This window comes from Bacteroides sp. AM16-13, assembly GCF_003602705.1.
Taxonomy (GTDB): Bacteria; Bacteroidota; Bacteroidia; order Bacteroidales; family Bacteroidaceae; genus Bacteroides; species Bacteroides xylanisolvens.
Genome location: NZ_QTLK01000003.1, coordinates 93,653 through 119,263, shown reverse-complemented (window position 1 = coordinate 119,263; position 25,611 = coordinate 93,653). Strand labels below are relative to the sequence as shown.

Sequence of the window (25,611 nt, the reverse complement as noted above, 5' to 3'; positions counted from 1 at the left end):
GATATACTAGAGAAATATTTATTTGTTTTCTTCCGGTACAGTCATAATGACTTGAATTTCGTTGTTCTGTTTCAGCAACTTGGCAAGGAAGTCTTGTACTTCTTTTGCAGTGATGCTGTTGACCAACTTTTCATAGTCTTTTGTATTATCGATACCGGTGTAGAAGTATTCGTCCATGTTATTGAGCCAGTAGCCATTTTCTTTTTGGGCGTCTTTATACTTCTTCAGCATATATTCCTTAATCTTCTGCATGTGTTCGGCAGACGGACCTTCTTTGGCCATTTTGTGGAGTTGTTCCACAACGATAGCAGAAAGGTGGTCTTTCTTGGCAGGATCAGTCTGGAATACGATTTGAAGAACCAATTCTTCTTTCGGATATTTACCCAGGCTGCCGTTACAGCTTACGCCGTATGTACCACCTTCTTTTTCACGGATTTCTGCTGTGTAAACCAAATCCAAAGCCTGATCTAAGAAGCTAAGCAGGACGTTGTTGCGCAAGTCGTATTTGCAACTACCGCTATAAAGGAACATGATGGTAGCCATCGGAGTTTCCTGTGCTTTTGCGAATACATTCTTGATCTGTCCTTTGCGGATATCCATGTGGTTGTCCTTGAAAGTCTCTTTACGGTTGATAGATGGCAGGCTACCCAGATATTTGGCGATCAACGGTTTCATCGTTGCCAAGTCTACATTTCCCACCAGGTAGAAAGTAAAGTCGCTTGCGTCTTTGTAGCGGTCTTTGTACATTTCGAGAATACGGTCGTAGTTGATCTGGTCTACCATATATTCTTTCATTCGGATAGCACGCGGATGATGACCATATAATACACTTGTAATAGTGTCACTGAAAGCAGTCATCGGGTTGGCATCCGCATTTTGAAGTTCGGCTTTCAAGCGATTCTTGTAAGATTCGAATGCTTCATTGTCCTTGCGTGGAGAAGTGAAAGTCAGATAAGTGAGTTGCATCATTGTTTCGAAATCTTTCGGTGCACAGCTACCGGAAACCGTTTCTGTTGTATTACCGATACCGGCAGCCACGTTTGCACGTTTACCGGCAAGAGCTTTGCCCAAGTCAACCTTGCTGAAATTACCGATACCACCCACCAGGGCTACTCCGTTTAATTGAGCAATATTGATGATCTCTTCGTTCGGGAATATGCTCGTACCACCGAAACTTACCCCTTTCATAACAATTTGGTCAGCTTTGAAATCAGTAGGCTTCACATATACAGTTACACCGTTGGAAAGCACTAACTTAGTCGTACCATAAATGTCTCCGGCTTTTTCAGAAACAATTTTGCCACCTTTCAGTTCTTCCGAGATCAGCGGTTCGTTAGAGACTTTGTCTTCATAAGGCTTCAAGTCAAATGACTTCATTTGTTTCAGCAGAGCGGCAATCTCTTCTTTAGTAGGATATTTCACTCCTTCTTTTTCCGGACCGGCCAACAGAACTACCTGGTTATTATCAGTAATCAGTTGTTGCATGATCTGGTTAACAGCTTCTACCGGAATATTCGGAGCTAGTTTGTTCAGGAGCGTATATTCAACTTCGATTCCCGGAATCGGTTCTTTATCAAGGAAGTTGTTAACGTATTCGTTGACATAAGAACCACTTTTGGTTTTTTCGCGTTCGTTGTAAGCAGATTCTACGGCTTGCAGATAGTTGGCGCGTGCGCGGTCATATTCTGTTGCTGTAAATCCGAAGCGGCGTGCGCGTTCTGCTTCTTCCAGGATAGTCTTCGTAGCTAAATCGATTCCGTCGATTTTGCTGCTTGCGCTGATACTGAATGCTTCTTTAGTTTTGGCAAGGAAATATTCTCCATATTCTGCACCGGCACTTGTGAAAGGAGGATTAGCAGTCTGGCGAAGTTCGTTCAAACGGTTGTTCAGCATATTCATAGCCATGCTGACCATGTAGCTCGTTGCGTAATAAGCGATGGTATTCTTCAAAGAATCCGGGGTAGCATCTTGTTTGAAGAAAATGTTGACAGAAGGATTCTTTACTTCTTTGTCGGTGCCGATATAGATCAGCGGTTCCTGATTGTCTGCTACCGGATAGTAGATACGTTCGGCCGGATTTACCGGAGCTTTTACGTCTGCGAATACTTTTTTAAGTTTGGCTTCAATTTCATCTACGTTGATGTCACCTACAATAACGATACCTTGCAGGTCCGGACGATACCATTTGGCGTAATAATCGCGGATATCCTGATACGGGAAGTTGTTGATAACGTCAATGCTTCCGATAGGCATACAGTCTGAATATTTAGAATCCGGATACATCGTAGGCTGTGCATTGGTCATGATACGGAGCATACCGCTGTTACGACTTCTCCATTCTTCGCGGATTACGCCACGTTCTTTGTCTATTTCCTTGTCAGCAAGGTCGATGGCACTCGACCAGTCGTGAAGGATAAGCAAGCAAGAGTCTACTACATTAATGTTTTCAGTCGGTACGTTGCTGATATTATATACCGTCTGATCGACGCTGGTATATGCATTCAGGTTTGTACCGAATTTGATGCCTTTCGTTTCGCACCAAGGTATAATGCCAAGACCTGTCTCATCACCCGGGAAGTTTTTGGTTCCATTGAAAGCCATGTGCTCCAGGAAGTGAGCCAAACCACGTTGTTGCGGTTCTTCAAGGATAGAACCTACTTTCTGTGCGATGTAGAATTCTACTCGTTTTTCAGGAAGTGCATTGTGTCGAATGTAATAGGTAAGCCCGTTGTCCAGTTTACCGATGCGGACGTTCTTGTCCACAGGCAGTTCTTGCATGGGTTGTGCAAGTACGAGCTGGAAATTGCAGCATATAAAAAGGACTGCAATAAATAATCCACGTAATAAATGTTTCATGTTCTATTTAGTTTAAATAAATATTTCTTTGTTATTTGTCGTCTTGTTTGGTTGTAAATCACAAATAGACAGGGAAAAGAGTTATTTTATGGCTTCCCGTATCCTGACTAACTTCGTTAACAGCCCTTCCAGAAGGTCTAACTTTAGCATATTGGCACCGTCACTTTTAGCTACCGCAGGATTCTCATGTGTCTCAATGAATATCCCGTCAGCACCCACGGCGATACCAGCTTTGGCTACTGTCTCTATCAGTTGCGGCATTCCACCGGTTACTCCACTGGTCTGGTTGGGCTGCTGCAGGGAATGGGTGACATCCAGAATAACCGGATAACCGAATGATTGCATTTCAGGGATGCCGCGATAGTCTACAACAAGATCCTGATAACCGAAAGTCGTTCCGCGTTCGGTGAGCATCACACTTTTGTTTCCGGCTTCCACCACTTTATCGGCAGCAAACTGCATTGCCAGCGGAGAAAGAAACTGTCCTTTTTTGATATTGATGGTTTTTCCGGTTTTCGCTGCTGCAACCAACAAATCGGTCTGGCGGCAAAGGAAAGCCGGGATTTGAAGTACATCTACATATTCGGCTGCCATAGCTGCTTCATCTGCACTGTGAATATCTGTCACAGTCGGAACTCCGAAAGTCTCATGTACCTTTCTTAATACTTTGAGTGCTTTTTCGTCACCGATACCTGTAAACGAATCCAGGCGTGAGCGGTTTGCCTTGCGGTAAGAGCCTTTGAATACGTATGGAATTTGCAGAGCTTCGGTGATTTTTACTACTCGTTCGGCAATGCGCATTGCCATTTCTTCACCTTCTATAACGCATGGACCCGCCAACAGAAAGAAGTTACCGGCAGGATTGTTCTTAAGTTCTATCATTTTTCTTAATCTAATTATAAGTTTATGTTTCAGGCACGGATTACGCGGACTATACGGCTTTTGCAGATGTAGATTTACTAAAAAACGTGTAATCCGCGTAATCCGTGCCTGAATTTATCAATTTGGAATAATAAGCGTTGTTTTTTCCGAAAGCACCCCTACTTCCAGCGGGAAATGTCTGGGCAACAACCGCCCGTCCAAATCCACAGCGGCGTTTTGTGCCCGGAGTACTTTTACTTTCTTCGTCCGGTAGCTTTTCACTACCTTATGATTCAGGATTCTTCCCTGAATCAGCATCCATAGTCCGGAGATAATTTGCAGGAATTCCGGTCGGTAGATAACGGAGACATCCAGCCATCCGTTATAAGGAACGGCGCTAGGCGTCTGTCCCCATCCCCAGGCACTGCCTATGCATACGGTCATGATGCGTCCGCGGATATGCTCGTCGTTGATGCGGAGGTGCATCCTATAGAGTTTCCGTTCAAATATAAGAGAAAACAGGGCGGCCACGTAGGACAGGAATTTCACTCCCCAGAAGCGTTTGGTCTGATCGGTGATTTTAACGATTCGTGCCCCCAGTCCGATATTAACAGCATTGAGGAAATAGCGGCGTTGGTGTTCTTTTCCATCGTAGAAATTGCAGTACCCCACATCTATTTTCTTCAGCCGGTGATTAATGATACAGTCGACAGCCGGTTTATATTCGGTACTAAGCCCCCAATATTTGGCGAAGTCGTTTCCGATACCATTGGGAATCATGCCGAGAGCGATGTTTTCTTTATCTTCGGCATCGGATAGCATAATGCCGTTGATGGCATCATTTAATGCCCCATCACCGCCCACAATGACAATCGTGCGATAACCATTGTTGGCCAAAATCTTGGCGAGACGTTCCACCGAACCGAAACCTTCGGATTGTACATAGTCATAGTCCACGCCTTTGCTGTCCATGTACTCCTTAATTTCTTTCCAGCGCTTTTTTACCTTTCGGGTACCAGCTTTCGGGTTGTAAATCACTCCCCATTTCTTTGGTTCTACACTCATATTCGTATATCTATCCTATTGTGTATTAAAAATCACACTATATAACTGACAAAGATACTAAATCCCTTCCAGTTTCTCTTTTACAAAAGCTATCTTTTCTTTCATCGGCAGTTCCGCATTCATCCAATGGATGGTAAATCCTCTTCTTTCCATGCCGCGAAACCAGGTCATTTGTCGTTTGGCAAACTGATGGATCGCAATTTCCAGACCGTTGAACATCTCTTCATAGGTTAGTTTTCCAATAACATACAATGTCAGGTATTTATATTCCAACCCATAATAGATTAAATCATCCGGCGCAATTCCTTGCTCGATCAATTGCCGCACTTCATCTACCATTCCTTCGTCCAACCGTTGTTTCAAGCGGCGGGTGATCTTTTCACGACGCAGTTCCCGGTCAATATCCACTCCGATAATGAGGCTGTTCAATTCAGGAAACTCCCGTTCGGGAACCGGATGGGCAGCATAATATTCTTCAATCTCTATCGCACGGATAGCACGTTTCACGGTATCTACATCGGTAGAATTGTGTAATGTTTTGTACCGGCCTAATATTTCCGTCAACTCTTCGAGCGAATGATTTGCCAAACGAATACGTAATTCAGGGTTTTCCGGCACGGGCATCAGCTTATATCCTTTCAATACGGATTCCAGATACATGCCTGTCCCTCCACATAAAACGGGGAGACAGCCTTTTTGTTTGATTGATTCGTAAGAAATCAGGAAATCGCGTTGATATTCGAATACATTATATTTATATCCGGGATCTGCAATATCGATTAAGTGGTAGGGGATTGTACGTCCGTTTACTGTATAGTCTGCCAAGTCTTTTCCCGTACCGAGATCCATCCCTCTGTATATCTGACGAGAGTCGGCACTGATAATTTCTGTATTGAGTTCATAGGCCAAGGCCGCGGCAAAGGGAGTTTTACCCGAGGCTGTAGGTCCGAGTATGGCGATTAAATCATAGTCCGGCATAGCTTCATTCTTTTATATCTGCAAAATTACGAAATAATTTTAACCTGTTTGATATTCAATCACTTTTTTATCAAGATAAGGAGAGGGAGAAGGATTCTTTATGTTTTCGTTCTTGTACAAAATGAATTCCCACCTCCACGCACTGAAAAAGAATTTTTCATTTCATTTCTCATATTCTCATTGTTTTTGATAAACGAAAGATAATCAGATAGATATTTTATGAGAAATACTTTTTAAAACGGCATTTCTCATAAGTTTACCCGTATTTTGGCTCAAAATCGACCTTATTCTCATAGTGTTTCAGGGTATTTCTCATAGTCAAAAGCCATTCGTCCTTCCTTTTTTCTTTCGACTTACCTTATTTTTATCAGGAAATGAAGCTACTATTTAGATAAAATAGTGGCTTTTTGCTTGAAGATGCTCATTAGTTCCGATTGTCCCATATATTGTGGGAAAGTATTCCCACATATTGAAGGAAAACTTTCCCACAAAATGAGGGAATCCTTTCCCAAGCTGTTGGGAATCTTTTCCCACAATATATGGGACTAAGGCACTGTATATGGAACAAGCAAAAGGAATACATCGTTCTATTTATTCAATGCCGGCTTCCGGCACATTACACTATGAGAAATACCTTGAAACACTATGAGAATAAGGTCTATTTAGAGCTAAAATACGGATAAACTTATGAGAAATACCGTTTTAAAAAGTATTTCTCATAAGATATTAATCTGATTATCTTCCGTTTATCTAAAAACAATGAGAATATGAGAAATGAAAATGAAAAATCGTTTGCAGGGAGCACGGAATAGATTGTATTTAGTTCATTTTTTGTACCAATAATGAGTCTATTCATATCTCAAATTCAGTTTCATTTATTTTTTGTTGATCGTTTGTATCGTCCGGCATACCTTTCCGTTTTTATCCACGCCTTCTATGGTAATATCCTCCGGTGCAGTGCTGTCCGGAGTATAATATTCTATAGTTGCTTTTCCGTCTGCATCCAGTTGTAAGGATGGATTCCAGTAGATAGTACTTCGTAAATCCGAACGTTGATCATTCTTTTTCTCGGGAGTGTCATAAGTCGGCTGATAGAACTCTACTGAATCGCTATATCCCAATGGAGTACATGTAATAATGCCCTGTGCCGGTCTTGCCGGAAGATCCTTGCCGTCTTTCAGGGTAATGACAATAGCGCCTGCCGAACCGCGGGAACCTAAAATTGCTGCATCAGCACCACGAAGAAGGCTCAAACTGGACATGTCGCTGGTTTGAATCATGGTCAGTATGTCGTTGTCGTCTTCATAGACAACATCATCAATGACGATAACGGGCTGTTCAGGATTATTACGGATATGTATTTCGTTTCCGTTTGTCACACTGACCCCCGGAAGCCTGCTGACTGCATCGAAGGCCGTCTGTGCGCCGAATCCTTCAAGTCTGTCTCCTTCGATAGTGTAGGTGTTGATGCCTCCTGTATAAATACTTTCCGAGCTGGCTTTCTTGCGGCTTCCTGTAACGACTACTTCTTTTAGGTTGTATACTCTCATTCCACCCTCCATATAATACTGGTCGCGGGTATTTAGCAAATAATCTTCCATAAAGGAGGTTGACGTTCCATCATGAAAAGGAGATTTAGGAGAAGCTACCGGGTATTGGGGAGCATCGATCACGATGTCTACTCCGGCGAATCCTCTTTTGGTACGTGCCTGAACGAGGAAAGTTGTGCTGTCTCTGAATGATGTATTGACGATGAATTCTCCTTTATCATCTGTGGTAGTAGTGGCAATGATGTTCTGTTTGGGAGCTAAAATACAAATAGGTCCTTTTTTGACGTTGCCGCCGAAGAAACCCTTGATACGTCCGCTGATGGTTTGTCCCTTTTCCATATAGTTGGTGAGGTTCAATGAAGGCGAAGTCAGTACATTCCGGATATGATGCCTGCGCCATCCGTGCGTCATCATCAAGAAGTCTATCGTGCGGAGAGTCCGCAGGTCTTGCTGAAGAACATAATAGCCCGGATTTTCTACATATCCTTTCAAATCGGAAGTTAGTAAAAGATTCGATAAGATATTATCTGCAAGCGAGTCCGGCTGGATACTTCTTCTGTCTGTAATGCTGACGGAGAAACTACCTTCTACCGGAGTTCCGTTATCATCCTTTGCTGAAATTTGCAAGGAAACCTTTTCTCTTTTTCCGTATGTAGGCTTATCCGCAAGGATTTGCCATTGATGCGGGTTCCGGTCGGGCACGAAAACTAAACGTTCGCTAAGTGCGTTTCCCTGTTGGTCGATTAACATAAAATGGGTGATACCTGCGTTGAATAAACTGTCATTCATTCTTCCAAAAGTCCTGTCGGCACTGACCGGTTGCAAGATTGCCAGCTTTCCACGAGTGTGTGCAATCAAGAATAACTTTTGGGGCCACTGGGTAGCTTCTGTTTTTTGGATTTCGTAGCGTATTTCTTTTTTGTAATGCGTCATGGAAAGAGCGATTCCTTTTTCTTCTGCGGCCGGAAGATCGAATCGCTTGGTAATGCCGTCACTAGACTTGGCAATCACATAATAGGAATTCCCTGCAATCGGGTTCAAGGTGAAAACTCCCATACCATCATGCTCCGAACGAAAAGCAGTTAATGTGTCTCCTTTTGCATCGAACAGAAATCCTTCTATTTCTGTGGAAAAACCATCCGATCCTTGAGCTTTGAAAGCTATGTTTTGATGAGCAACGGTCAAGAGAGCTCCGCCTTCCGGGAAGAACTTAACGTCAAAGTCTTTTGTAAACGAAGGCAGATAGAACGTTCTCTTATAAATATATTGAGGATCGTCAAATTCTACTTCAATCTGGCGTGTGGCAATAGGCTTCAGATCCGGCAGAGAAATAGAAATCAAACCGCTTTCGTCCGTCTTTCTTTTACCTTTATCTTTTATCTTTCCGTTTTCAATGGTGCGATAGCGGATGGTTGTATTTCCGAAAGCCTCTTGTGTGTTGCTGGTAAATCTGACCCTGGCTGTATAATGTGATTCGTCTTCTTGTTGATACTCAATAGTTGAAACAATCGTGTTATCAATCGAATTACCAATTTTCAGATTACGTGAATAAAAGAATTCTGGTTCTTGGTTAAGCATCCAGTTGCTATATCCCCGCAAATAATAGTCACCTGCAGGGAGAGTGGGAGGGAGCGTGAAAGCATTATGGAAACCTAACGAATCTCTGCGAATCTTCTTGCGTTCCACGATAGAGTCGGAACGATTGACAAGCTCCGTAATGATGAAGTTACTTTGCGTATTGTCTTGATGAGTGACAGAATTTACGAGATACCCCTTGAACCAGATTTTTTCTCCTGCTCCATAGAAAGGCTTATCCAAATGCAGATACAATTTCTCTTGCGGAACTTTCTCCAGCAGATTGAAATACGCAAGAATTGTATCTTGTGTGTTTTGTCCGGATAATGAGGTAAAACAGAATAACATTCCGAAAAAGAAAGCCATTGAACCTCTATTCATTGAAAATGTAGTTTTGCTTTTCATACGATATATCTTTGAATACATTTATGATTTATGCATCCAGATAGAAAGTACTTTCCTCTTTACTGCCAGTATGTTAATCACCGATACGACAATGAATAACACAACGCCCATGCTGATAGCTGCCCATAATGACCCGGTTTCCAGTTGTGGAAACAATAATCGGATGCTGTCTATGTAATAACTGCGTAGCCAGGAGACTAATCCGATGGATAATACAAGTACGATAACATTCAGTCCTACCGTGAGTAACTGATAAGGCAATGCTACCTTGTTGGGACTGTACCCGATTAATAACAAACTCTCCAACTTAGTCGTATTTTTCTGCAAGAGCAAGAAAATGCTCAACATCAGGATATAGAATGAAAGAATACTAATAAATAAACCTACCCCCAATACAATGCCTACGATAAGACGGAGGAAATAAGTCGTTTTTCCGGCATCCAGTTTGCCGTCTTCCGTTTCATATCCTTTCTTTTGAAAATAGCTGGCGATAGCGGAATCCGCCGGATTGCTCACTTCGATAATCAACCGCGCCGGTTGTGCTTCTGCATTCGGTGCGAAATTCTCATTCGCCCATTTCATAAAAGACTGGGGAACAAGAATCGTATTCAGACGATTGGAGAAGCCGACAATGTTTCCTTTGTACTGTTCCACCCGTCCGTTTCCACGCATCATAATATCCATTTGAATCAGCCCCATCAATCCTTCCGAGAGCTTGGGAAGACTACGGCTTTGTGCAAACCCGAAGTTATAAAGATTTAGGTAGTTACGGGGAATGATAATGGGTATGGTATGCGTGCTTTCGTCGAAGTGCCACTTGTCGAGTTTGATGTCGACAAACTCATCAGGAACAGACTCAAAGAACATATCCGTGGAAAGATGAATACCAGCTTCCTGCATGCCCAATCCTGCCGATACTTTGAATTGAGAAGGAGTGAAAGCCCCTATTGTTTTGGTAAACGGTTGTTTCTTCAAATCCGCAATATCTTCGGCAGAGAACGTATTACTCTTTCCTGCAAAAGAACCGAGTGTGCTGATTTTCTTTGTAGCTATGATGAAATCCTTTTTCATAAAGCTGTCTCCCTCGGTGAATACCGGAATGACATCTTTATAAAACTGCACACTAAGTAATACAATCATCATGCCGAATAGATTGGCTAAAAAGAAACCGGCCAGTTGACCGATACTGATATGTTGGCGGAGGAGCTTCCAGACAAGAGTTGGCATTTTATTTATAATTTTACGATTTACGATTTGAAATGTTGCAGTGGAGGGAGACGGCTGATTTTCTCACTTACTATTTTCCACTCATTTTTTGTTATTTATTACTCGTTACAGTTGAAGTATATGGTTGTAAGGCAACTCGATATGCTTACCGATGGAGGTTGCGATTACACCGGCTCCTTGTGTCTTTGCCTCGGCAATGATAAGTTCACCCATGATGCGGCTGTTATCATCATCCAGATGGCTGATCGGTTCATCCAGAAATAAAAAGTCGAACGGCTGGCAGAGTGCCCGGATAAAGGCAACACGTTGCTGCTGTCCGAAAGATAGTTTGCCGGCTTTCACATTTATTTTATCTGCGATACCCAGTTGCTCGAAGAATGATAAGATTTCTTTTTTCTTTTTGCATCCGGTAAGGTTATTCTTCAATTGCACATTTTCAAGAGCGGTCAGTTCGGTGAAGATGCGTAAATCTTGAAAAAGCATACTTAGTGAATGCTTTCTTAGGTCGACCCATTGCTTCACGGAGTATGCTTTGATATTGGTTTCATCGAAATTAATAATCCCCTGGTAGTCGTTGCGATAACCATAGATATAGCTGCACAACGAAGATTTGCCGGTGCCGGAAGCTGCTTCAATCAGATACATTTCTTCTTTCCGGAAGATCAGATCCTGGTGCCATACATCCGAAGTCACCGAATTACGGTCAGCAAACACTTGGGGAAGTGTTTGCTGCAGGTGAATACTATTCATACCGTTTGTTTACAAATTAATTACATGCCGGCAAATTGCTTGGCAAAGTCTACGATTTGTTTGAGAGCGTTGACGTCTTTGTCTTTCAGGCAAAGGTCGATCTCGCTGATTTCTCCTTCTGAACTCATTGACAGATAAGAAACCTTATTGGCTAACTCAATATATGTTTTAACTTCCTGTCCTCCGAAACCTGCTACCATTTTAACAACAGGCAAGTCCAGTATTGCTTCAGCGTTGATTGCTACAAAGATGGTTTTACCTTTCATATCCGATGCGTAAGGAGCATCTTTTATCGACTTGTCGGCAGCTTTGCCCACGTTCTTGTAGAGTAATTCATCATTGGTAGCATACATTTGTTTATCCTTGATACCGAAGAATATATTCATGCCTTTTGTTTTGTAGACATATTCGTCCTTGCCAAGTTGCATGATATCTTCCCCTCTTTTCAGTCCCAATGATTGCTTGTTCTTATAAATTGTTTCGAGGGCATTACCATTCTTAACATCCGCATACATCATGAAAGTAGGAGCACTGTTCATTGTTACGTTGATTAATCCGGCAGAAATATCACCATTGAACGAGCCGAACAACTCTTTTACTTCGTCTGCTTTAGCAATAGATACTGTATTGCGGAATTCCTTATTCTCGCTCAATAAGTTGTAAAGCCCTTCTCCTTTCACACCTACGTTGAAGAACATCAGCGTGGAAGACGGGAAGTATTTAACGAAAGTGTTGTTTGCTTTTCCAAATGACTCCATTTGTTTTTTTATAAGCGCTTTCACGGCTTCGTTTTCAGTATAGTTTTCTGTTTTGAGGGCAATCTTGCCTTTCTCAAAATTCAGTCCTCCTACAAGAGTGATGTCCTCTGCTTTCACCTCGGTTGGTAACCCCATGCTTATCTGGTTGCGATAGGTTGCAGGGATAGCTTCCATAGAAGCAAGGAAGTTGATATCGCTTTTCTGCTTTTCCATTTTTTGGAAAGCTCCTGATTTTACAATGCTGTTATCTGCCGTCTGTTTCAACAGATTAGTGATGGCTTCTTTGGCTTTTTCAGTTTGAGTGGTTCCGCTTACATTGACTATCAATATAGTAGAATTGTTGAAAGCGAGCAGGCCGCCATTCATTGTTGTAAAACTGTAGCCGTCAGCTTCGCTTATCGGCTGGCAGATTTGTTCTTTAGCCATCACGTCGAGTGAAGCATGAAGATTGTCCTCGTTGTTCACTTTACCTACAACAGTAGGGTAAGGGAAAGAAGAGGATGAGAATACATAGAATGGAGATTCGACATCGATTCCCGATTCACCCGGATTCTTCATGACCTTTTCCAGTTGTTGGAAGGTAGCGGCATTCATTCCGCTTTTCAGTGCTTCCAGTACTTTTTGTTTCGCAGCTTCATTCTCTTTATCATCCAATCCCGCTTTACTTGCAAGGGATTTGAGGTTGATAGAGGCAACTACCGAGGCGTCAGCCGGTATCACATTGGTATACTCCGATGTTTTGGAACATGCTGCCAGAAAAACAATCAGTACTGCCAGTACCGAGAGTCGTGAAATCGTTTTCTTTGCCATACTTATGTTATTTAAAAGTTGTATAATCATTGATTCAGACGTTTCTTTTCATTATTGATTTTGTAGATTCAGCGTATGGCAGGCCACCAGTGCCGCTGTTTCCGTACGGAGTCGTGATTTGCCCAAACTAATCGGAACAAATCCCTGTTCGATGGCTTTCTTCACTTCTTCTTCACTGAAATCCCCTTCGGGACCTATCAGGACAAGGGCGTCTTCTCCGGGTTTCAGGACATTCTTTAATAAAGGTTTTTCACCTTCATAACAGTGGGCGATAAACTTCTGTCCTTTGAACTCTTGTCTGATGAACGGATCGAATTCGATCATCTCATTCAATTTAGGTAACCGTGCCTTGAGAGATTGTTTGATTGCTGATACAAGAATCTTTTCAATCCGTTCGGTCTTGATGACTTTACGTTCCGAGAAACGGCAGTTGAGGAAAGTCAGTTCGTCAAATCCGATTTCGGTAGCTTTCTCTGCAAACCATTCGTTACGGTCCATGTTCTTCGTCGGTGCCATGGCAATGTGTAAATGGCACGGCCATAAAGGTTCCTGAAAAATCGTTTCTTTGATCGTTACAAAACAACGTTTGTTGGTCGCAACAGTAATTTCAGCTTTGTAGAAGTTCCCCTTACCGTCCGTAAGAGTGATTTCATCTCCGATACCTAATCGCAGAACGCGGGTACAATGTTGTGCTTCCTCTTCGGGAAGTTCGTTGCTTTTCTGTATATCGGGAGTATAAAATACGTGCATAATGTTACTTACTGGTTTTTATTTCTTGAGTTGATTTGGTCACGTATCCGGGCGGCTAATTCATAATTCTCATCTTTGATAGCCTGTTCCAGTGCTTCCTCAAGCGTTCTGGAAGTAGCACCCGGCAAATCATGTTCTTCTTCAGCCTCTTCGTCATTATCTGTTTCTTCAGAACGGGTTCTTTCTTCCGACGACATGTGAAGACATTCCTGTTCAAGAATAGATTCATAAATAAGGATCGGGCAGTCAGCACGCACTGCCAAGGCAATGGCGTCTGAAGTCCGTGCGTCGATGCGTATAATCTCTTCGTCTTTCTTAAGGTAAATATAGGAGTAAAAAATACCATCCTTTGCTTTGTAAATTAACACACGTATCAGACTGGCTCCCAGTATGGTGAGGCTTGTTGTAAACAGATCGTGTGTCAACGGACGGGGCGTTTTTACTCCCTTCAGATATAAAGCGGTAGCCTGGGCTTCCGCGGGACCGATGATGATAGGCAGTTGCCGTTCACCGTCCACTTCGCCTAATAGCATAGCAAACGCGCCTACTTGCGCCTGGCTGTTCGTGATATTTATAACTTGTAATTCTACCTTTTTGTCCATCGTTCTCTTTTACTTAATTTGTTTTACTCTCCTGCTGGTGTTTGTACTTGAATACCAAGGCAAACAGGATGCCGATCACCAGCGCGTATGCTGCGAATATCAGCCAGATATCCATCCATTCGCGACTCACCAGTCTGCCGTCAGCATACACAGAGAATGCATCAACTACCGCACCGCTGGCATATCCGCCAATGATGGCTCCCAGTCCGTTGGTCATCATAAAGAACAACCCCTGTGCACTGGCACGGATGGAGGAATTGGCTTCTTGTTCAACAAACAATGAACCGGAAATGTTGAAGAAATCAAAGGCCATACCATAAACGATCATGGAAAGGATCAGCATCCATAGTCCCGATCCCGGATCTCCGAAGCCGAACAGCCCAAACCGGAACACCCAGGCAAACATACTGATTAGCATGACTTGCTTGATTCCGAAATGGCGCAGGAAGAAAGGTATGGCAAGAATAAACAGTGTTTCCGACATCTGCGAGATGGATAGCAGGATTACCGAATGTTTCACTCCGAATGATTCTGCATATTCGGGGATGCTGGCAAAGCTACTTAAGAAAAGATCACCGTAAGTATTTGTAATCTGCAATGCTGCACCTAAAAGCATGGAGAAAAGGAAGAAAATAGCCATCTTCTTTTTCTTGAATAACACCAGCGCATCCAGACCGAAAGCGGAGAGCCATGATTTGTTTTCTGATTTAGCCGGTCGGCAAGCGGGAAGGGTGAAAGAATAAAGCCCGAGCAGTAACGCGGAAGCACCACCTACATAAAGTTGTGCACTTGAATTCTTAAACCCGGTAAGGTCGACCGCCCACATGGCACAGATAAAACCGATCGTTCCCCATACACGGATGGGAGGGAAGTCTTTAATCAGGTCACATTTATACTGTTCCAGTGCATTGTACGATACAGTGTTAGCGAGGGATAGCGTGGGCATGTATACCAACAAGTTGAGTAGCATAGCCCAATACATCTGGTCGTATCCTGTTGCGGTAGAAGCGTAGAAGAGGCATCCGGCTCCTGCGATATGGCAAAGCCCGTATAAACGTTCTGCATTAAACCATTTATCGGCAATGATACCAATAATACCCGGCATTACCAAAGAGGCAATCCCCATAGTAGCGAAAATGGCTCCGATCTGTCCTCCTTCGAAATGAAGTTCTCTTCCCATATAGCCACCTAGTGATATTAACCAGGACCCCCATACAAAGAATTGCAGGAAGTTCATAATAATCAAACGAACTTTTATACTCATGACTTTTTTTAATTTGTGTTTCTCTTCATGTTCATAAACCTTGCAAATATAATATTTTCGTTGAATAGGTGGACAAGTAATTTGATAAAAAGGGGATAAAAATGGCATAAATGCGAAGAAAAGAAGAGATTTGGTCGTGAAAAAACAAATGAAGGGGGTATAAAAAAAAGAAGGCTATCTATCCCAGACAGCCAATCTTTGTTAACCTTAAATCTAATACCATGAAAAACACAGTGCAAAGATAGATGGTTTATGTTATACAACATAATGTTTTCTCGAAAATCTTCTATTTGTTAACTCTAATTAACTTTGAATCCTCCATTTTTCTGTTACTGCCCTTCTGTTTCACCACAGATTACACGGATTAACACAGATTTTTATCAATCAATCATCATATTCGGATTCTATGCTCTCATTTTAGAAAAGGAAAGGACTCCGTGAAACCCTGTGCCACCCTGTGGAACTCCTGCATGACTTTGTGATAAAAATCTGTGTTAATCCGTGTAATCCGTGGTGAATCCGGTTATTCTACATAAAGTACCAGGCCTTTCAGGTATTCTCCTTCAGGATGGTAGATGTTTACCGGATGGTCGGCGGGTTGAGTCAGTTGATGCAGGATGCGTACACTACGTCCTGACATGGCTGCTGCGGTAAACACGGCAGTACGGAAATTGTCCTTGCTTACTACTTGCGAACAAGAGAAAGTAAACAAGATGCCGCCCGGTTTGATTTTCTCGAATGCTTTGGCATTCAGTTTGCGATAACCTTGTAAAGCATTCCGCAGGGCGTCTTTATGTTTGGCAAATGCGGGCGGGTCGAGAATGATTAAATCATACTGGTCGCCCATGCGGTCGAGATATTTGAAAGCGTCCTCGGCAAAAGCCTCGTGGCGGGAATCACCGGGGAAGTTCAGTTCTACATTTTTATTAGTCAGATCAATTGCTTTGGCAGAGCTGTCGACAGAGTGGACGAGCTTTGCACCTCCGCGCATGGCATAGAATGAGAATCCGCCGGTATAGCAGAACATATTCAGTACCGAGCGGTCTTTGGCATAACGTTCCAGTAAAGAACGATTTTCGCGCTGGTCTACAAAGAATCCGGTCTTTTGACCTTTCAGCCAGTCTACATGGAACTGCAAACCATATTCTTGCGCGATATTATCACTGCTTCCTCCTTTCAGAAAACCGTTTTCGGGGAAAAGATCTGCTTTAAAAGGAAGAGTTGTTTCTGATTTATAATAGATATTCTCGATCTTGTCACCCATTACTTCGGATAAAGCTTCGGCAATTGTCATGCGGTCTACGTGCATTCCTGCAGAGTGTGCCTGCATGACTGCAGTTTTGGCATAAACGTCAATAACCAGTCCGGGGAGATTGTCTCCTTCACCATGAACGAGCCGGTAAGTGTTGTTGGTCGGATTGGTAGCGATGCCGATACTGCGACGCATATCGTATGCTATTTCCAGTTTGCGTTTCCAAAAATCGTGATCGATAGGTTCCTGATGGAAAGACAGTACGCGCACAGCAATACTTCCGATCTGGAAATGTCCTTCGGCAATAAATTCTTTTTTGGAGGTGTATACTTCTACAACTTCACCTTCATCGGGCTCTCCGTCAAAACGGGCGATAGCACCGGAAAAAATCCAGGGGTGGAATCTCTTAAGAGAATCTTCTTTACCGGGTTTGAGATATACTTTATGCATAATATAGCCTTTCCCTAACCCTCTCCCAGGGAGAGGAGGATTGAGATAGTTTTGTTATTGGTTATTAATTACTTATTTTATTATTTATCACTTATCACTTATCATTTATCGTCTATGACTGCTGATTGCTTATAGGGCCGATAGTGACTTCTTCCCTTTCTTTGGGAGCAGGTGGGAGAGCAGCTATTTCCCAATCTCCTGTCTGTTTCAGTTCTTGCAACAGATTATAGATGTTGAGGCAAGCCCATGCATCCGTGGCGGCATATTGTTTCTGTCCGTCGCTCAATACATCAGCTTCCCAGTTGGACAAGCGCTGTGATTTGGATATTTTTTCTTTGAATAAGATGGCATAAATCTTTTGCAGACTTTTGTCCTGTATACCGAATTGGCGCACATAGTCCTGCAACTCGATACAGCTTTGTTGAGTGAAAGGTGCGCGTTTGTGCAGCATCATAAAGTCATCTTTCAGTGAAAGGCCCACTTTGATTACAGCCGGGTTTTCTAATAAGTCAACCAATGGCTGGGTCAATCCCGTCATGTTGAGCCGGAATAGGAAACAACATTCTTCAGAAGAAATCTGGAGGAGTGCTACTTTGTGCGATTGTCCTTTGGTAAAGGAAGGACGCGTTTCACTGTCAATGCCTATCACAGATCTGGATTGGAGGTAAGCTACTGCTCTTTCCGTTTCAGCTTCCGACTGGATAACGTAAATTCGTCCCGGAAAAACAGTTTTCGGGAGTTCTTTTAGTTCATCTTTATCTATGGTTCTTCTTACAATCATTTCTATATTTATTCATCATCGTGGCAATGGCAACCGTCTTCGTGACAGTGGCAATCATCGTCGTGGCAATGACAGCCTTCTTCTTCACAACAATCGTTGTCGTCGCTTGGTTCGTAAAATCCTTCTTCATTACCGTTCTCTTCCTCCTCCTCCTGTTCTTGGTTGTATTTCACGTCATGAAGGGCGCGTAGCGTGTTTACTAGTTTCTGTCCCCACAGTGTACCGAAGTTTTCCTGGCAGATAGCCAATGAATCATTCATTGTTTCGTTCAGTCCCAGTTGGAAGACAAATATGAAATCTTTAATATCCTGATAAATGTCAGCCAGATCTTCCGATATTGATTTTTTGATAGGTTGGTCGCTATAAACCATATCTTGCACGAATACGTCCAGATAATCATCCTTGTCACCCATCAATCCTGAAAGATTGATACGCAGAATTTCGTAAATCTCTTCTGTGACATACGTTTCGGGTGCCTCGTCCCCAATCGTCTCACATTTGGGTAGCATAGATGCTTTGAGATAGAGCAGGGGGAGTATTTTTAATGATGTGTCAACGAAAGTACTGCGCTTCATGCGTTCGGCACGTTCGAGAAATGCACAAAATTCGGCGGCTACTGTAACGAACTCAATTACGTTCTTATCAAATATCGTTTGGCTTTCTTTTTCCATGATCTATATTGATTTGAAACGCAAAGGTAAGAAAAAGGATTGAATGAGCGTAGTGCTCGTTATTTTTTTATTATTTTTGCAGCTTAGAATCTCATTCCAGTTTTATAAAAATAGAATAAAAGACTCATGGCAAAGAAGAAATTAGATAAGGAGGCAGAAAGCACTCCCTCTTCCCCCAGTAAAATTGTGGCTGTATGTAAGAATGAAACTGTTCATTTTGTGATTGGATTGATGCTGGTCATCTTTTCCGTTTACCTGTTGTTGGCTTTTTCTTCCTTCTTCTTTACGGGGGCTGCCGATCAAAGTATTATTGATAGCGGTAGTTCGGCGGATTTGGCGGCTGTTAATAATCAGGTGAAGAATTATGCCGGTTCACGTGGAGCGCAGTTGGCAAGCTATCTGATAAACGACTGTTTCGGCATTTCCTCTTTCTTTATACTTGTTTTTCTGGCAGTGGCAGGATTGAAGTTGATGCGTGTACGTGTGGTCCGCTTGTGGAAGTGGTTTATTGGTTGCACGCTCTTATTAGTCTGGTTCTCCGTATTCTTCGGATTTGCTTTTATGGATCATTATCAGGATTCTTTCATTTATCTGGGCGGTATGCATGGATACAATGTCAGTCGTTGGTTAATCTCACAAGTAGGAGTACCTGGTGTATGGATGATCCTGTTGATAACTGCTATCTGTTTCTTTATATATATAAGTGCGCGTACTGTTATTTGGTTGCGTAAACTTTTTGCGTTGAGCTTCCTAAAACGCGAAAAGAAAGAGAAGGAAGAAGTCATCCCGGAAGGGGAAGGCGATCAGGAATTCACGACTTCCCAACCGCAGGAAGTGGAGTTCAATTTGAAACGGACGTATAAACAGACACCTCCTCCGGCACCTGTAATGGATATACAGGCTGAAGAACCTGAAGATGAATTCCATGTCAACCAGCCGGAGCCGGAAGAGTCTCCTTTGTCTGATGAAAGTGAAGGAGTGACGATGGTGTTTGAACCGACTGTTTCCAACCCTGTTCCCGCTGTGCAGGACGAACCTTTGGAAGAAGCGGAACCCGGGTTTGAAGTAGAATCTGCTGCTTCTGAAGAAGAATATGAGGGACCGGAACTCGAACCTTATAATCCTACTAAGGATTTGGAAAACTACCGCTTCCCGACTATCGACCTGATGAAGCATTTTGAAAATGATGATCCGACGATTGACATGGACGAACAAAATGCAAACAAAGATCGTATCATCAATACATTGCGCAGTTTCGGAATCGAAATCAGTACGATTAAAGCAACGGTAGGACCTACGGTAACTCTATACGAAATCACTCCGGAGCAAGGAGTACGTATTTCTAAAATCCGTGGTTTGGAGGATGATATTGCATTAAGCCTTTCTGCTGACGGTATCCGTATCATCGCTCCGATACCGGGTAAAGGCACAATCGGTATTGAAGTGCCGAATAAGAATCCGAAGATTGTTTCCGGACAAAGTGTGATCGGAAGTAAGAAATTTCAGGAATCCAAATATGATCTGCCTATTGTATTGGGTAAGACCATCACGAATGAAGTCTTTATGTTCGACCTTTGCAAGATGCCGCACGTATTGGTGGCGGGTGCAACCGGTCAGGGTAAGTCAGTAGGTTTGAATGCTATTATTACTTCCTTATTATATAAGAAGCATCCGGCAGAATTGAAATTTGTACTGGTCGACCCGAAGAAAGTAGAATTCAGCATCTATTCGGTGATTGAAAATCATTTCTTGGCCAAACTTCCTGATGGAGGCGAACCGATTATTACAGACGTAACGAAGGTTGTGCAAACCCTGAACTCTGTTTGTGTAGAGATGGATACCCGTTATGACCTGCTGAAGATGGCGCATGTACGTAATGTAAGAGAATATAATGAGAAGTTTATCAACCGTCGTCTGAATCCGGAAAAGGGGCATAAGTTTATGCCGTATATCGTAGTGGTTATTGACGAGTTCGGAGATTTGATTATGACTGCCGGTAAGGAAGTGGAACTTCCGATTGCCCGTATTGCGCAGTTGGCACGTGCTGTCGGTATTCACATGATTATTGCTACACAGCGTCCGACTACCAATATCATTACGGGTACGATTAAAGCCAACTTCCCGGCGCGTATCGCTTTCCGTGTATCTGCCATGATGGACTCTCGTACTATTCTTGACCGTCCGGGTGCTAACCGTCTGATTGGTAAGGGAGATATGCTCTTCTTGCAGGGAGCTGATCCGGTACGTGTACAGTGTGCCTTTATCGATACGCCGGAAGTAGAAGAGATTACAAAATTCATTGCCCGTCAGCAAGGTTATCCTACTCCGTTCTTCTTGCCCGAATATGTGAGTGAAGATAGTAATAGTGAAGTAGGGGATATTGATATGGGGCGTCTCGATCCGTTGTTTGAAGATGCAGCCCGGTTGGTTGTTATTCATCAACAAGGTTCCACTTCATTGATTCAGCGTAAATTTGCGATTGGCTATAATCGTGCCGGCCGTATAATGGATCAATTGGAGAAAGCCGGAATTGTTGGGCCTACGCAAGGTAGTAAGGCGCGTGACGTATTGTGTATTGATGATAATGATCTTGAAATGCGATTGAACAATTTACAGTAACAGTTCGTTTATTAATCAAATGAGAAAGTACATTTTTAGTGTTTTAATAGCTTTACTGTCTTTGCCTGTGATTGCTCAACAACAGCAGTCCCAGGCTAAAGTCATTCTTGACAAAACGGCAGAGGCGTTTCGTAAAGCAGGTGGCGTGAAGGCTGATTTTACTGTAAAGGCTGTGGCAAACGGCTTGGTAGAAGGTGCTGAAAACGGAACAATTCAGTTGAAAGGAGAGAAATTCGTACTGAAAACATCTGATATCATCACTTGGTTTGACGGAAAAACGCAATGGAGTTATGTGACAAAGAATGATGAAGTGAATGTCAGTAATCCGACGCAGGAAGAGTTGCAGCAGATAAATCCGTATACATTTCTGTATATGTATCAGAAAGGATTCTCTTATAAGTTGGGGACAACCAAAACGTTTCGTGGAAAATCCGTTTGGGAAGTCGTTCTGACTGCCAGGGATAAGAAACAGGAGTTGGAACGTATCACTCTTTTTGTGACGAAGGACACTTATGAACCTCTATATATTTTGCTTCAGCAGCGTGGACAGCAGACACGTAATGAGATAACCGTTACAAGTTATCAGACGGGGCAGAATTATACGGATCGTGTTTTTACTTTTGATAAAAAACAATATCCCAATGCAGAGGTGATAGATTTGAGATAACATGTTTTTATAACAAAACAATAAAGATAAATTAAAATGGCAGAAATAGAAAAAGTGAAATGCCTGATTATAGGTTCAGGACCTGCCGGATATACGGCAGCGATTTATGCTGGACGTGCAAATTTATGTCCGGTACTATATGAAGGATTGCAGCCGGGCGGCCAGTTGACTACTACGACAGATGTAGAAAACTTTCCCGGTTATCCGGAAGGTATCAGTGGCCCGCAGTTGATGGAAGATTTGCGTGCACAGGCGAGCCGTTTCGGAACAGATATTCGTTTTGGTATCGCTACGGCAGCAGATTTAAGCAAAGCTCCTTATAAAATAACAATTGACGGTGATAAAGTGATTGAAACGGAATCATTGATTATTGCTACCGGGGCAACTGCTAAATATCTGGGACTGGAGGATGAAAAGAAATATGCCGGAATGGGTGTAAGCGCTTGTGCTACTTGTGACGGATTTTTCTATCGTAAGAAAGTGGTTGCTGTAGTTGGTGGAGGTGATACTGCTTGTGAAGAAGCGGTTTATCTTGCCGGTCTTGCATCCAAGGTATATCTGATTGTCCGTAAACCTTTCCTGCGTGCATCGAAGATTATGCAGGAACGTGTCATGAACCACGAGAAGATTGAAGTTCTTTTTGAACACAATGCAGTTGGTTTGTTTGGTGACAATGGCGTAGAGGGTGTAAACCTGGTGAAACGTTGGGGTGAACCGGATGAAGAACGTTATAGTTTACCTATCGACGGTTTCTTCCTGGCTATCGGACATCAACCGAATACTGAAATATTTAAAGAGTATATCGATACGGACGAAGTAGGTTATATTATTACAGACGGTGATAGTCCTCGTACGAAAGTGCCCGGAGTTTTTGCAGCAGGAGATGTGGCCGATCCGCATTATCGTCAGGCTATTACAGCCGCGGGAAGTGGATGTAAGGCTGCCTTGGAGGCAGAACGTTACCTTTCTTCCAAAGGGCTTGTGTGATAAATATATCTTCGGTGTAAACGAATGAATGATAATTATACCTTTTAGGGTGTGATTGATTATAAATAAAACGGTGAACATTAGTATTAAACTAGCGTTCACCGTTCTGTTATTCAGGTCCGGAATAAATGATGCGGATTCCACGTCCTGTTGAGTCAGCACCGTGAAATCCGCATAAAATATAGTTAGCTTTGTTTAATAAGCTTCTATTTCATCAATCCATAATTCGGCAGGAATAACTTCCGGACCATTGTTCTTTTCAAAGTTAACTCCATTGCGCAGTGTGCCGCCATTCTTAATCTTAACTTTCAGGAAGGTAGCCTGTGTTGGCTCAAATTCAATGGAATCAGTGAATGCAATTCGTCCTGTTTCCGGATAATCGTGTTTCAAGGCTTTTTCAGCTACCGGAGTGTATTGTTTGCCATCTGCTGATACTTCTACGGCAACTCCTCCTGCAGGAAGAATTCTCATAGCCGGATTGAATAAAGAACCGAAAATTATTTTGCTGATTTGTGTCGGCTTATCCAAATTAATGATAAATTCCAAGTCTTTACCTTCAACAATACCAAAGCTGCACCACGGAGTATAAGAAGCATTATTTCCTCGTTTACCGTTGGTCAGTCCGAAGGTTGTCTTGTCAGCTCCTAATACATCGTTTTCATCAAATATATCGCCTGTCCATCCCATCTTATAATTAACAGTATAGGGCTTTCCTGTCAATAAATTACCGTATAATGGCTTGTGAGCTACTTTACCCAGCATTTTTCCATCTTTGAAAGCAGCTGCTTTCAGGTCGATATTACCTTCCAGAACGAAAGGCTTTTCGTACAGTGTGGATGTTTTACTCGGTTCACTGCCGTCCGTAGTATATCGGATTTCTGCATTCGGATAGAAACTTTCCAACATTACCATTAAAGGAGCGTTTTCATCCGCGTGCGTATTTACGTTTACGTCAAAGAAGTTGAGACAAGGTTTGGTGTTCATTACTTCCAAGCGTTCAAATTCAGTTACCATTCGTTCGCAGAAATTCTTCCAGTCTTTGTTTGCGTTTTGTGTCCAGGCCGTTTCGGCAATAGCCATTGCACGCGGGAAGGCCTGATAGTCTGTACGTTCGGAAGTCTGCATATATTCTCTCCATATATTGCCTTGTATTCCGATGATATGCTTCTTGGCAAGTTCGTCTGCATCGTCCGGGACAGGGTTGTAGCTATATGTTTTTTTCAGTGTGTTGTATCCGCCGATAGTAGTCGGGGCAATTTCAGGTTCTTCCTGGTAGTAGTCCAGATATACATAAGGGTTCGGAGTCATAATCGCATTATGTCCGGCTTTGGCAGCGTTCATTCCTCCTTCTACACCACGCCATGACATAACAGTCGCATTTGGAGCCAGACCACCTTCGAGGATTTCATCCCAACCAATGATGTTTCTGCCTTTACTATTCAGATACTTTTCCATGCGGGTAACGAAATAGCTCTGCAACTTATCCTCTTTACTATGCTTTATTCCGTCTGTCTTGCTGGGAGCCGTATCATCCTTCAGTCCTAACTGGCGGATTAGCTGCTGGCAGAAAGCACTGTTCTTCCATGCTGTCTTGGGACATTCGTCGCCACCGATGTGAATGTATTCGCTAGGGAATAATTCAATTACTTCATCCATCACTCCTTCAAAGAATTTGAAAGTTGTTTCACTCGGACAGAACACCTGTTCGAATACACCCCATGTAGGAGATACTTTATAAGTCTGTGTAGAATCACATGACAGTTCCGGATAGGCAGCCAGTGCAGCCAACGCATGTCCCGGCATTTCTATTTCGGGAACAACGTTGATATATTTACTTGCAGCATAAGCTACTACATCTTTGATTTGTTCCTGTGTGTAATACCCTCCGTGTTCTTTTCCGTCGAATACTTGCGGATAATTTACATAGTAATAGTCTACCAATGTCTTTTCACGTTTAGAACCGATTTCTGTCAATTTAGGATATTTCTTGATTTCGATTCTCCATCCCTGATCGTCTGTCAAATGCCAATGGAAAACATTCATCTTGTTCATTGCCAGCAAGTCGATAAACTTGTAAATATAGTCAATCGGTACATAATGGCGGCAAACATCCAGCATCAGTCCGCGGTGAACAAAACGGGGCGAATCTTCTATTTCTACAGCAGGAACCGACCAGTTTGCTTTCTTATCCAACTGGTTTCCGTAAACCGCCGGAGGGAGTAACTGATAAAGTGTCTGTACGCCGTAGAAGAACCCGTTCGGTTGAGAAGCGGTAAGCGTGATGAGACTGGGAGTAACGGATAATTTATATCCTTCCTTCGGCATACCTTCTTGTACAACAAAGCAGATTGCTGATTTTCCATCTGCACTTTCTGCCTCTTTCAACGAGATTCCTGCTGTCTGTTTTAGTTGTCCGGCCAGGCTGTCGGCAATGCTTTTTACTTCCGGAGCATCCGAAGGTACTACGAGGCAGACTTTGCTGTTTAGTTCAAAACGTCCTTCCTGTGGGAGAATTTGATTGGGTTTGGGAACGATGTTGTACTCGTTCACCACTTCTTTTGTCTTTTGGCAACCGGGGGCAATCATAAGCAAAGACAAAAGAAGAAGAGAAATACTTTTCTTCATGGTCAAAATGTGTGTTAAGTTATAAATAGATTTGACAGGGCAAATGTACTTGTTTTAATGATAAGTTCCAATGATATGGAAATAAAAAAGCCGGAATGATGTCCGGCT

18 protein-coding genes are annotated in these 25,611 nt (G+C 42.8%); 3 read left to right on the top strand and 15 right to left on the bottom strand.

Annotated elements, in window-relative coordinates; genetic code table 11:
• Positions 1-18: 18 nt before the first annotated feature.
• The 14 genes from DW173_RS03055 to DW173_RS02980 all read right to left on the bottom strand — a co-directional run bounded on the left by DW173_RS03055 (position 19) and on the right by DW173_RS02980 (position 18,605).
• Entirely contained in the window at positions 19-2,856 is a 2,838-nt protein-coding gene (locus DW173_RS03055) for a M16 family metallopeptidase (RefSeq protein ID WP_120143693.1), read from the bottom strand.
• An 81-nt stretch (positions 2,857-2,937) separates the two neighbouring features.
• The gene (gene kdsA / locus DW173_RS03050; RefSeq protein WP_009039686.1) at positions 2,938-3,738 is read right to left on the bottom strand and encodes a 3-deoxy-8-phosphooctulonate synthase; all 801 of its coding nucleotides are present in this window, start codon (positions 3,736-3,738) and stop codon (positions 2,938-2,940) included.
• Between the two features lie 117 nt (positions 3,739-3,855).
• Positions 3,856-4,782: a diacylglycerol/lipid kinase family protein gene (locus tag DW173_RS03045; protein WP_004316677.1), complete on the bottom strand. Its 927-nt coding sequence runs from the start codon at positions 4,780-4,782 to the stop codon at positions 3,856-3,858.
• A 57-nt stretch (positions 4,783-4,839) separates the two neighbouring features.
• Positions 4,840-5,760 (bottom strand): tRNA (adenosine(37)-N6)-dimethylallyltransferase MiaA, encoded by a 921-nt coding sequence (gene miaA / locus DW173_RS03040; RefSeq protein ID WP_004316676.1) that lies wholly within the window; start codon positions 5,758-5,760, stop codon positions 4,840-4,842.
• A gap of 875 nt (positions 5,761-6,635) precedes the next feature.
• Positions 6,636-9,290 (bottom strand): TonB-dependent receptor plug domain-containing protein, encoded by a 2,655-nt coding sequence (locus DW173_RS03030; RefSeq protein ID WP_120143761.1) that lies wholly within the window; start codon positions 9,288-9,290, stop codon positions 6,636-6,638.
• A gap of 21 nt (positions 9,291-9,311) precedes the next feature.
• The gene (locus tag DW173_RS03025) at positions 9,312-10,517 is read right to left on the bottom strand and encodes a hypothetical protein (RefSeq protein ID WP_004313013.1); all 1,206 of its coding nucleotides are present in this window, start codon (positions 10,515-10,517) and stop codon (positions 9,312-9,314) included.
• 105 nt (positions 10,518-10,622) lie between these two features.
• Positions 10,623-11,267 (bottom strand): ATP-binding cassette domain-containing protein, encoded by a 645-nt coding sequence (locus tag DW173_RS03020; protein WP_009039688.1) that lies wholly within the window; start codon positions 11,265-11,267, stop codon positions 10,623-10,625.
• A 20-nt stretch (positions 11,268-11,287) separates the two neighbouring features.
• Positions 11,288-12,835 (bottom strand): DUF4836 family protein, encoded by a 1,548-nt coding sequence (locus DW173_RS03015; RefSeq protein ID WP_120143759.1) that lies wholly within the window; start codon positions 12,833-12,835, stop codon positions 11,288-11,290.
• Between the two features lie 51 nt (positions 12,836-12,886).
• Positions 12,887-13,585 (bottom strand): 16S rRNA (uracil(1498)-N(3))-methyltransferase, encoded by a 699-nt coding sequence (locus DW173_RS03010; RefSeq protein WP_004315426.1) that lies wholly within the window; start codon positions 13,583-13,585, stop codon positions 12,887-12,889.
• 8 nt (positions 13,586-13,593) lie between these two features.
• The gene (locus tag DW173_RS03005) at positions 13,594-14,187 is read right to left on the bottom strand and encodes a bifunctional nuclease family protein (protein ID WP_074707531.1); all 594 of its coding nucleotides are present in this window, start codon (positions 14,185-14,187) and stop codon (positions 13,594-13,596) included.
• Positions 14,188-14,200: 13 nt separating this feature from the next.
• Positions 14,201-15,451, bottom strand: coding sequence for a nucleoside permease (locus DW173_RS03000; RefSeq protein ID WP_008020916.1), 1,251 nt, complete (start codon positions 15,449-15,451; stop codon positions 14,201-14,203).
• A gap of 523 nt (positions 15,452-15,974) precedes the next feature.
• On the bottom strand, positions 15,975-17,153 hold the full coding sequence (locus tag DW173_RS02990) for a class I SAM-dependent rRNA methyltransferase (RefSeq protein WP_004315432.1): 1,179 nt from the start codon (positions 17,151-17,153) through the stop codon (positions 15,975-15,977).
• 112 nt (positions 17,154-17,265) lie between these two features.
• Positions 17,266-17,934: a 3'-5' exonuclease gene (locus DW173_RS02985; RefSeq protein ID WP_004315434.1), complete on the bottom strand. Its 669-nt coding sequence runs from the start codon at positions 17,932-17,934 to the stop codon at positions 17,266-17,268.
• Positions 17,935-17,942: 8 nt separating this feature from the next.
• Positions 17,943-18,605, bottom strand: coding sequence for a DUF5063 domain-containing protein (locus DW173_RS02980; protein WP_117683290.1), 663 nt, complete (start codon positions 18,603-18,605; stop codon positions 17,943-17,945).
• 126 nt (positions 18,606-18,731) lie between these two features.
• Between DW173_RS02980 and DW173_RS02975 the strand changes: the two genes are divergently transcribed.
• The 3 genes from DW173_RS02975 to trxB are packed head-to-tail and all read left to right on the top strand — an operon-like array spanning position 18,732 to position 22,878.
• Positions 18,732-21,224 (top strand): DNA translocase FtsK, encoded by a 2,493-nt coding sequence (locus tag DW173_RS02975; RefSeq protein WP_120143691.1) that lies wholly within the window; start codon positions 18,732-18,734, stop codon positions 21,222-21,224.
• Between the two features lie 19 nt (positions 21,225-21,243).
• A complete protein-coding gene (locus DW173_RS02970) occupies positions 21,244-21,891 on the top strand; it encodes a LolA-like putative outer membrane lipoprotein chaperone (RefSeq protein WP_120143690.1) in 648 nt (215 codons plus the stop codon).
• A 36-nt stretch (positions 21,892-21,927) separates the two neighbouring features.
• Entirely contained in the window at positions 21,928-22,878 is a 951-nt protein-coding gene (gene trxB, locus DW173_RS02965; RefSeq protein WP_004315443.1) for a thioredoxin-disulfide reductase, read from the top strand.
• 195 nt (positions 22,879-23,073) lie between these two features.
• Here trxB and DW173_RS02960 read toward each other — a convergent pair whose 3' ends face one another.
• Positions 23,074-25,503 carry a glycoside hydrolase family 20 protein gene (locus DW173_RS02960; protein WP_117810829.1) on the bottom strand — a complete coding sequence of 810 codons (2,430 nt, stop codon included), beginning with the start codon at positions 25,501-25,503 and terminating at the stop codon, positions 23,074-23,076.
• Positions 25,504-25,611: the final 108 nt, after the last annotated feature.

Coding starts and splice junctions, on each gene's coding strand:
- DW173_RS03000 (WP_008020916.1), bottom strand. CDS start 15,451: ATGAGTATAAAAGTTCGTTTGATTATTATGAACTTCCTGCAATTCTTT.
- DW173_RS02960 (WP_117810829.1), bottom strand. CDS start 25,503: ATGAAGAAAAGTATTTCTCTTCTTCTTTTGTCTTTGCTTATGATTGCC.
- trxB (WP_004315443.1), top strand. CDS start 21,928: ATGGCAGAAATAGAAAAAGTGAAATGCCTGATTATAGGTTCAGGACCT.
- DW173_RS03020 (WP_009039688.1), bottom strand. CDS start 11,267: ATGAATAGTATTCACCTGCAGCAAACACTTCCCCAAGTGTTTGCTGAC.
- DW173_RS02990 (WP_004315432.1), bottom strand. CDS start 17,153: ATGCATAAAGTATATCTCAAACCCGGTAAAGAAGATTCTCTTAAGAGA.
- miaA (WP_004316676.1), bottom strand. CDS start 5,760: ATGCCGGACTATGATTTAATCGCCATACTCGGACCTACAGCCTCGGGT.
- DW173_RS03010 (WP_004315426.1), bottom strand. CDS start 13,585: ATGCACGTATTTTATACTCCCGATATACAGAAAAGCAACGAACTTCCC.
- DW173_RS02970 (WP_120143690.1), top strand. CDS start 21,244: ATGAGAAAGTACATTTTTAGTGTTTTAATAGCTTTACTGTCTTTGCCT.
- DW173_RS03045 (WP_004316677.1), bottom strand. CDS start 4,782: ATGAGTGTAGAACCAAAGAAATGGGGAGTGATTTACAACCCGAAAGCT.
- DW173_RS03055 (WP_120143693.1), bottom strand. CDS start 2,856: ATGAAACATTTATTACGTGGATTATTTATTGCAGTCCTTTTTATATGC.
- kdsA (WP_009039686.1), bottom strand. CDS start 3,738: ATGATAGAACTTAAGAACAATCCTGCCGGTAACTTCTTTCTGTTGGCG.
- DW173_RS02985 (WP_004315434.1), bottom strand. CDS start 17,934: ATGATTGTAAGAAGAACCATAGATAAAGATGAACTAAAAGAACTCCCG.
- DW173_RS03015 (WP_120143759.1), bottom strand. CDS start 12,835: ATGGCAAAGAAAACGATTTCACGACTCTCGGTACTGGCAGTACTGATT.
- DW173_RS03030 (WP_120143761.1), bottom strand. CDS start 9,290: ATGAAAAGCAAAACTACATTTTCAATGAATAGAGGTTCAATGGCTTTC.
- DW173_RS03025 (WP_004313013.1), bottom strand. CDS start 10,517: ATGCCAACTCTTGTCTGGAAGCTCCTCCGCCAACATATCAGTATCGGT.
- DW173_RS03005 (WP_074707531.1), bottom strand. CDS start 14,187: ATGGACAAAAAGGTAGAATTACAAGTTATAAATATCACGAACAGCCAG.
- DW173_RS02975 (WP_120143691.1), top strand. CDS start 18,732: ATGGCAAAGAAGAAATTAGATAAGGAGGCAGAAAGCACTCCCTCTTCC.
- DW173_RS02980 (WP_117683290.1), bottom strand. CDS start 18,605: ATGGAAAAAGAAAGCCAAACGATATTTGATAAGAACGTAATTGAGTTC.